14 protein-coding genes are annotated in these 6,277 nt (G+C 50.9%); 5 read left to right on the top strand and 9 right to left on the bottom strand.

Going from position 1 to position 6,277, the window contains the following annotated elements; genetic code table 11:
* Positions 1–266: 266 nt before the first annotated feature.
* Both SU32_RS16890 and SU32_RS16885 read right to left on the bottom strand, forming a co-directional pair.
* Positions 267–569 carry a DUF6958 family protein gene (locus SU32_RS16890; RefSeq protein ID WP_054000556.1) on the bottom strand — a complete coding sequence of 101 codons (303 nt, stop codon included), beginning with the start codon at positions 567–569 and terminating at the stop codon, positions 267–269.
* The gene (locus tag SU32_RS16885; RefSeq protein WP_054000555.1) at positions 562–1,098 is read right to left on the bottom strand and encodes a GFA family protein; all 537 of its coding nucleotides are present in this window, start codon (positions 1,096–1,098) and stop codon (positions 562–564) included. Before SU32_RS16885 ends, SU32_RS16890 begins: the two co-directional genes overlap by 8 nt.
* Positions 1,099–1,197: 99 nt before the next feature.
* On the opposite strand from SU32_RS16885, the gene SU32_RS16880 reads away from it, so the two are divergent.
* The 5 genes from SU32_RS16880 to SU32_RS16860 all read left to right on the top strand — a co-directional run bounded on the left by SU32_RS16880 (position 1,198) and on the right by SU32_RS16860 (position 3,390).
* A complete protein-coding gene (locus SU32_RS16880) occupies positions 1,198–1,824 on the top strand; it encodes a TetR/AcrR family transcriptional regulator (protein ID WP_054000554.1) in 627 nt (208 codons plus the stop codon).
* A gap of 136 nt (positions 1,825–1,960) precedes the next feature.
* Positions 1,961–2,284, top strand: a complete 324-nt coding sequence (locus SU32_RS16875) for an ArsR/SmtB family transcription factor (protein ID WP_054000553.1) — start codon at positions 1,961–1,963, stop codon at positions 2,282–2,284.
* Positions 2,281–2,691: an SRPBCC family protein gene (locus SU32_RS16870; RefSeq protein WP_054000552.1), complete on the top strand. Its 411-nt coding sequence runs from the start codon at positions 2,281–2,283 to the stop codon at positions 2,689–2,691. The genes SU32_RS16875 and SU32_RS16870 overlap by 4 nt, the downstream gene beginning before the upstream one ends.
* Positions 2,692–2,738: 47 nt before the next feature.
* On the top strand, positions 2,739–3,119 hold the full coding sequence (locus SU32_RS16865; protein ID WP_054000551.1) for a DUF1801 domain-containing protein: 381 nt from the start codon (positions 2,739–2,741) through the stop codon (positions 3,117–3,119).
* A gap of 52 nt (positions 3,120–3,171) precedes the next feature.
* A complete protein-coding gene (locus tag SU32_RS16860; protein WP_054000550.1) occupies positions 3,172–3,390 on the top strand; it encodes a hypothetical protein in 219 nt (72 codons plus the stop codon).
* 68 nt (positions 3,391–3,458) lie between these two features.
* Here SU32_RS16860 and SU32_RS16855 read toward each other — a convergent pair whose 3' ends face one another.
* The 7 genes from SU32_RS16855 to SU32_RS16825 all read right to left on the bottom strand — a co-directional run.
* Positions 3,459–3,872 (bottom strand): DoxX family protein, encoded by a 414-nt coding sequence (locus SU32_RS16855; protein WP_054000549.1) that lies wholly within the window; start codon positions 3,870–3,872, stop codon positions 3,459–3,461.
* Between the two features lie 6 nt (positions 3,873–3,878).
* On the bottom strand, positions 3,879–4,112 hold the full coding sequence (locus tag SU32_RS16850) for a DUF4287 domain-containing protein (protein ID WP_054000548.1): 234 nt from the start codon (positions 4,110–4,112) through the stop codon (positions 3,879–3,881).
* A gap of 12 nt (positions 4,113–4,124) precedes the next feature.
* Entirely contained in the window at positions 4,125–4,598 is a 474-nt protein-coding gene (locus SU32_RS16845) for an SRPBCC family protein (protein WP_054000547.1), read from the bottom strand.
* Positions 4,595–4,936: an ArsR/SmtB family transcription factor gene (locus SU32_RS16840; RefSeq protein WP_054000546.1), complete on the bottom strand. Its 342-nt coding sequence runs from the start codon at positions 4,934–4,936 to the stop codon at positions 4,595–4,597. The genes SU32_RS16845 and SU32_RS16840 overlap by 4 nt, the downstream gene beginning before the upstream one ends.
* Before the next feature lie 189 nt (positions 4,937–5,125).
* Entirely contained in the window at positions 5,126–5,479 is a 354-nt protein-coding gene (locus tag SU32_RS16835; RefSeq protein WP_054000545.1) for a GFA family protein, read from the bottom strand.
* Positions 5,480–5,525: 46 nt separating this feature from the next.
* Positions 5,526–5,918 carry a DUF1801 domain-containing protein gene (locus tag SU32_RS16830; protein ID WP_054000544.1) on the bottom strand — a complete coding sequence of 131 codons (393 nt, stop codon included), beginning with the start codon at positions 5,916–5,918 and terminating at the stop codon, positions 5,526–5,528.
* Positions 5,919–5,945: 27 nt separating this feature from the next.
* A partial coding sequence (locus tag SU32_RS16825) for a VOC family protein (RefSeq protein WP_054000543.1) occupies positions 5,946–6,277 on the bottom strand: 332 nt, incomplete at its 5' end.

Genomic DNA, 6,277 nt, shown 5'->3' with positions numbered 1-6,277 from the left:
CTTTTCTATATTTTTTATGACATTTTTTTTAGGGCACCCAAGCGTACCAATAAGTACCGCATATAAGGCGCCCAAAAGCCCTTATTTCCCCTCAGGAAACCGGCAATCAGTGCCCGAATTAAGAAAGAATGGTTAAGGTGATTTTTTTATACACACCGCTTTGCGGCGGATATATTCCTGTTAACAGGTTGCAAAATTGAGTACTGACAAGAAATGCAGCTTGTCCAGTGGACAAATGCACGATGCAATTTGCTTGGAAACATCTACTAATCCACGCGATAGAGTCGTACCGGCTTCGTCGCTTCTCTGGCAATTATACCCTTCGCCTCAAGATCGAGCTGCACCGCCTTGAGCCACCACCCTGCTTTGGCACCGCCTGGAAAAATATCATCAGACAAATGCTCAAGTAACGCCTTCTTGGCTTCGGCCACTGAAAGCCCGGGTGCGGTAGCCGGCAGCACCAATAGCAACGCCTCGCGCATGGCCGAATATTTAACCCGATCAACCCGCTGTTTATGGTGGGGCGACGTAATGCTTTCGATTTCGAGTTTTTCGCCAGCTTTAGACATTCAACTCTCCCTCAACCACAAGCTTCGGATTGCGGAACCCCATCTTTACCCATGCTCCGAAAAGGCGCCGGTAAAAAGCCAGCGAGTGCTGCTTAAGATTTGGAATATCATCGGGCAGAAGATTCGGGTCCTCAAGATCATCAGTCATTGTGCGAAATTCAGGTGCCGGCCGTTGATCTTCCGCCCAAAGCTGGCCGTAAAGGCTGAACCAGTGCCCGCCCTGAAACTCCAGCATCATCGGCATATTGCAGCAGGACGCAACAATGCGCCGGGTTTTCGCATCCGGTGACAGGCGATAGGCTTTCAAAGATTCGCTGCCGGAAACCACCCGCACACGGTCTTTTCTATGCATAACGAATAATGTTGCCTCTTTACTGTCAAGAATTGACGGCGCACCTGGCAATTTACTCAAGATAGCACCTGCCTTGCGGCAGCTGTCACACAGGCATTCCGTTACCGCGATATTCGGCCCCTCCACCTCGACATTTACCTGCCCGCACTGACAGGACAATTTTTGCTGCATATTCATATTACCTTCCTTGATCTTCCACTAATTAGACTGGACCGTCCAGTTTGATTTGTCAAGTTGGTGCAGCTATGCTGTACCTAAGGCAAAAAGGAACCTTATATGGCCAATGGCGCAGAGACACGCATTAGGCGGAGCCGCGAGAAAATACTCGCCGCAGCCGAGAACATTTTTCTGCGTCACGGATTTCTCGGCACAAATATGGACAATGTTGCCGATCATGCGAACGTCTCCAAACAGACGGTTTACGCGCACTTCGGATCAAAGGAGGCACTTTTTATAGACGTTGTTGAAGCCATGACAGGCGGCGCGACGCATAAGCTCGGCGAAGACAGGGAAGAGATTTTCGATGAGCGCGCGGCCGCAGTGTATTTTTTGGAAGCGGCTATCGATCAACTGACTGTTGTCATGACCCCGCGTCTTATGCGGCTTCGCCGGTTGGTCATCGGCGAGGTTGAACGATTTCCAGAGCTGGGAAAGTCGCTTTATCTCAATGGACCGAAGCGGTCGATCGAAAGACTGGCGCGTGCCTGCGAACATTATACCAGCATCGGAGAACTCGACACGCCGGATCCACACAAAGCGGCCACCCAATTCAACTGGATGTTAATGGGCGCGCCAACCAATGCTGCCATGCTGCTCGGAGACGAAGGTATCCCGGACCAGAAGCAGTTGCGCGAACACGCCGACGAAGCGGTGCGAATCTTCCTGCGCGCATATGCGCCCTAGTCCGGCAAAAAGCTGGGTTACGACTCGCCAACAAGTGACTGGAAATTAGCCATCACTCGCAAAATAAAAATTTTATCTTGAAAACACATAACTCTGCGGCTATCAATAAATCATAACCGAAGAGCTATGTATTTTTATGGCCCAGCCTCATGATATCCTTTTTAGCACCCTCGCAGACCCGACACGCCGGGCTTTATTTGAACATCTGTGCACAAGGGGCGACCAAACTGTCAAAGCGCTCACTGAGCACGCGGGGATTTCCCAACCGGCAGTCTCGAAACATCTTGGCACTCTCAAACGGGCCGGCCTGGTTGTAGGCCGTCAAAACGGCCGCCAGACATTTTACAGCCCGCAAACCGAAGCCTTGAAATCATTGACGGACTGGGCCGAACAGATGAGCAGCTTCTGGGAGTCTCGCATCGATAATCTCGAAAACCTGCTGAAGAGGATGGACAATTGACAGGCGCAGCCACCGATACCCGTACGATTATCGTCGAGCGGGACTTACCACACCCGCCGGAAAAAATTTGGCGCGCCCTCACCCAATCGCACCTGATCTCGGAGTGGTTGATGGAAACTGACTTCCAGCCCGAACCGGGGCATCGATTTAATTTCAGCGCGGATTGGGGCGAAGTAGCCTGTAAAGTTCGAGCGGTCAAAGAGCACAAAACGCTGGAGTACAGCTGGGATGCAGGTGATCTGCGATCGGTGGTCACTTGGACCCTCACACCGACTGACCAGGGAACGCGCCTGCGCATGGAGCAAGCCGGCTTCCGCATGGACCAGCCAAACTACTACGGCGGTGCAAAAATCGGTTGGCCGCGCTTCTTCGACAAAATGGAGCAAGTATTGGCCAAGCTGCAATAAAAAGAACACGCGCGACCACTTTGCTAGAGAAAATAAGGACATTGAAGATGGATGACCTGATAAAGGAAAAAACACCCGCACAGAAAATCGATGAAAAGATCGCAGCGTTAAACGACTGGCGCGGTGATATGCTTGCGCAAATCCGGCAGGTGATTAAACAAGCCGCTCCCGACATAATTGAGGAGTGGAAATGGCGCGGTGTTCCCACTTGGTATCACGGCGGCATGATCTGCACCGGCGAGACCTACAAGGATAAGGTCAAGATGACATTCGCCAAGGGAGCATCACTGGAAGATCCTGCAAAGCTTTTTAATTCAAGCCTCGACGGCAATGTCCGGCGCGCAATTGATTTTTATGAAAACGATAAGATTGATGAGAAAGCGCTTTCGGCACTCATTCGCGCTGCCGTGAAAAGAAATGCCTCGTGATGTCTCTAATTGATGCTCTTAGTATGCTTGCAAATCTTGGAAGGAATGACATTTGAACTGGAAAAACTGGATAAGACAGGCCCACCGTTGGCTATCGATTGTTTTCACATTTATCGTGCTGGCCATTTTCGCCGCCCAAGGGCTGGGAAAGGAACTTGCCGAATGGGTGTTCTTTCTCCCATTGTTCCCACTTTTATTCATGCTGCTCACCGGCCTTTATCTTTTCGCGTTGCCATATATTCAAAGACCGCACGGCAAGCCGACCAGGTAACCAAGGCTCATGAATACTGTTCACGTCCGATTGGGATCGCCGGTATGTGTGACAGGCAAAAGCCTGCCTTACACCGTAGCGCCACGATTTTCTTCTGGCGCGTAAAGTGGAAACAGCCTGCGCAATGCTGCATTGCGCAACCATAAACCGCCCCACATGAACAGCCCCAGATAAAGACTGAAAAACACGTGGCTAAAAATCGGATTCTCCACGCGAATCTGCGTGGCCATCGCACCGCCGAGTAACCCCATCGTTAATATTGCGCCTAAAATGCTTGTGCGCGGGATCAGGTAAAGAACGAGACATGCCAGCTCGATCAATCCAATCATAAGAACATAGCCATCAGGCCACCCAAGTTCACGCAAGGAGTTCGTCGCAACGTCCGCCCCGATAAGCTTGGGCATAATTGATGCAACGAGCATAAAAATTGCAAAAATGCCGGTCAGAATGCGTCCGGTCCAGATCATGAGATTGGGTTTCATTTCAACTCAACCTTTTACGCTTTTGTCTTCAGCCAACGTATAGGCAACCAAAGCATTGGCATGCCCATGACCTAATCCGTGTTCTTGCTTGAGCCAGGCCACAAGCTCCATGTGCTTTTTAGCGGTCCGGCTTCGGATAAGTGATTTCCACTCGGCAATTGGCCGGCCATATTTTTTCTCAATGGATGGAAAATAGGAGGCCGGCCCTTTAACCGCTTGCGTTGTATCTTTTGCTGCCATCACACAATGCCTTCAATGTTTGGCAAGCGATTGTGCATATTGTTCAAGCTGCGTCGCAACGGTTCCCCACCCGTCAAAAAAGCCCATATCTTCATGAGCTTTTCTGGCTTCCGGTGAGCGGTGGCGGGCGATGGCAGTATAGGTTGTCCCGCCCTTGCCATCATCTTCAAATTCGACAATAGCGGTCATGAACGGTTCGGCAGCCGGCTTCCAGCCTTCGCTATAGCTGTCCGTAAAGACGAGCCGTTTGCCGTCAACAACTTCCAGATAAACACCCGTGTTCTCCATCTTTTCGCCATTGACATTCATCGTAGTGTTAAACTTCCCGCCAACCCGGAGATCAATTTCGCAGGCGTCAATACTGTGCGGTTCAGGAATAAAGAACTTCATAATGTGTTCAGGCGTGGTCCAACACTCCCAAAGTATCGCACGTGGTGCATTGAGTGTACGGGTGAAGCTGAGATCGGTTTCGGGGTCGAGGTTCATTTTTCACGTTCCTTCATAAGGGTGGTAATGTAATCATCAAAGCGATCAAGGCGCCCTTCCCAAATTGCGCTCTGCTCGTTTAACCAGTTCTTGGCCGGAGCAAATGCGTCCGGTGTGAGTGTGCAAATTCGCGTTCTGCCCTGCTTGGTCGAAGTGACCAGTCCCGCATCTTCCAGTTTTTTCAGATGCCCCATGAAAGACGGCAGTGCCATATCGTGCGGCTCCGCCAATTCGCCGACACTCGCCTCGCCGCGGGCCAGACGCTGCAAGACCATCCGTCGGGTCGGGTCGCCCAGCGCGGCGAAACATTGATCAAGGTTTGCTTCAAACTTAGCCATATTCCTAAGTAACATTCAGCATCTGCGCTGTCAATAAAAGTTAGCCAATCTCCTAACTATTTAAAAATATCAGACACAACATTCCCGCAGGCAGTTGGTATTCAGATAAAATCACTCAATGAACTATGCTTGCCCATTTAGTGCGTAGTTCGCACAAAGCCCTTGTGCCGGCCGGTCGCTGAACGGGCTTTACATCGCGCGCCCGTCAACATGGGTCGGAGAAAGTGTTCTGGGATCAAGGCCCTCAAGCGTGTTTACATTTACCGCTACAATCTTGGTTCCATCCGGCATTTTGCCATAGGAAAAGCTCTGGATTCCGCAAGTTTTACAAAAGAGGTGTTCAATTTCCCGCTTGTTAAAGCGGTATTCGGTCAAATTATCTGCCCCTTTGTGCAGTGCGAAATTTTCACGCGGCGCAAATGCAAGCATAACCCCAAGCGGCTGACAGCGCGAGCAGTTGCACGTAATCGCGCCATCAAGATCAATATCGACCTCATAGGAAACAACGCCGCACTGACATCCGCCCTTGTAGTGTTTTTCCATTGCTTCAACTCCTTTTTGTAGCTTAGCCAATAATGTTTGGTGACAGCTATTTCAGCTTTTCCAAAACGCCTTTTCGCTTGGCAATGTTCTTGTAGTCCCAAGCGATGTTTCGGCATTGTCCATGCCAACGTTCGAGATCCGCAACATCGACCTCATCTGCTGAACAGTAAAAGATGGAGGCGTCCTTAAACTTGCCGCCAATGACATTGAGTTGCGGTTCGTCAAAGCTCGCACCGCTCCAGAACATCAATCTGATACCGCGCTTTTGCTTGCTATAACCGACCGTCGGGTTGTCATCGAGGAACCATACCGGGTGTCCATGCCAGACCTTTGCATCAGCTTCCGGAAGATTGCGGTCGATGGTCTCGGCGAGCAAATCGCAGATGTCCTGCTCGCCATTCTCCAAACCGCGATTATAATTACGGATACCCTCCACCATATCTTGGCTCCTTTTTTGAGAGCTCCGTTACCCTGCGGCTTTTTTCAGAGCGGCAATGTCAATCTTGCCCATTGTCATCATTGCCTCGAAAGCGCGCCGGGCCCTGTTCTTATCCGCTGCGGTTGTCAGGTCGAGCAGCAGCTTAGGCGTGATCTGCCACGAATGACCCCATCGATCTTTACACCAGCCGCAGGCGCTTTCCTGCCCACCATTTTCGACGATGGCGTTCCAGTAGCGGTCGGTCTCTTCCTGATTTTCGGTCACAACCATAAACGAGACAGCCTCATTGGGCGTAAAATTCGGACCACCGTTCAGGCCAACGAAGCTACGGCCGAGCACCGTAAACTCGACAGTCAATT

The sequence above is a fragment of the Ahrensia marina genome, assembly GCF_001293565.1.
Classification (GTDB): Bacteria; Pseudomonadota; Alphaproteobacteria; order Rhizobiales; family Rhizobiaceae; genus Ahrensia; species Ahrensia marina.
Note: the sequence above shows the minus strand (reverse complement) of the source record. Positions and strands in the feature narration are given on the sequence as shown.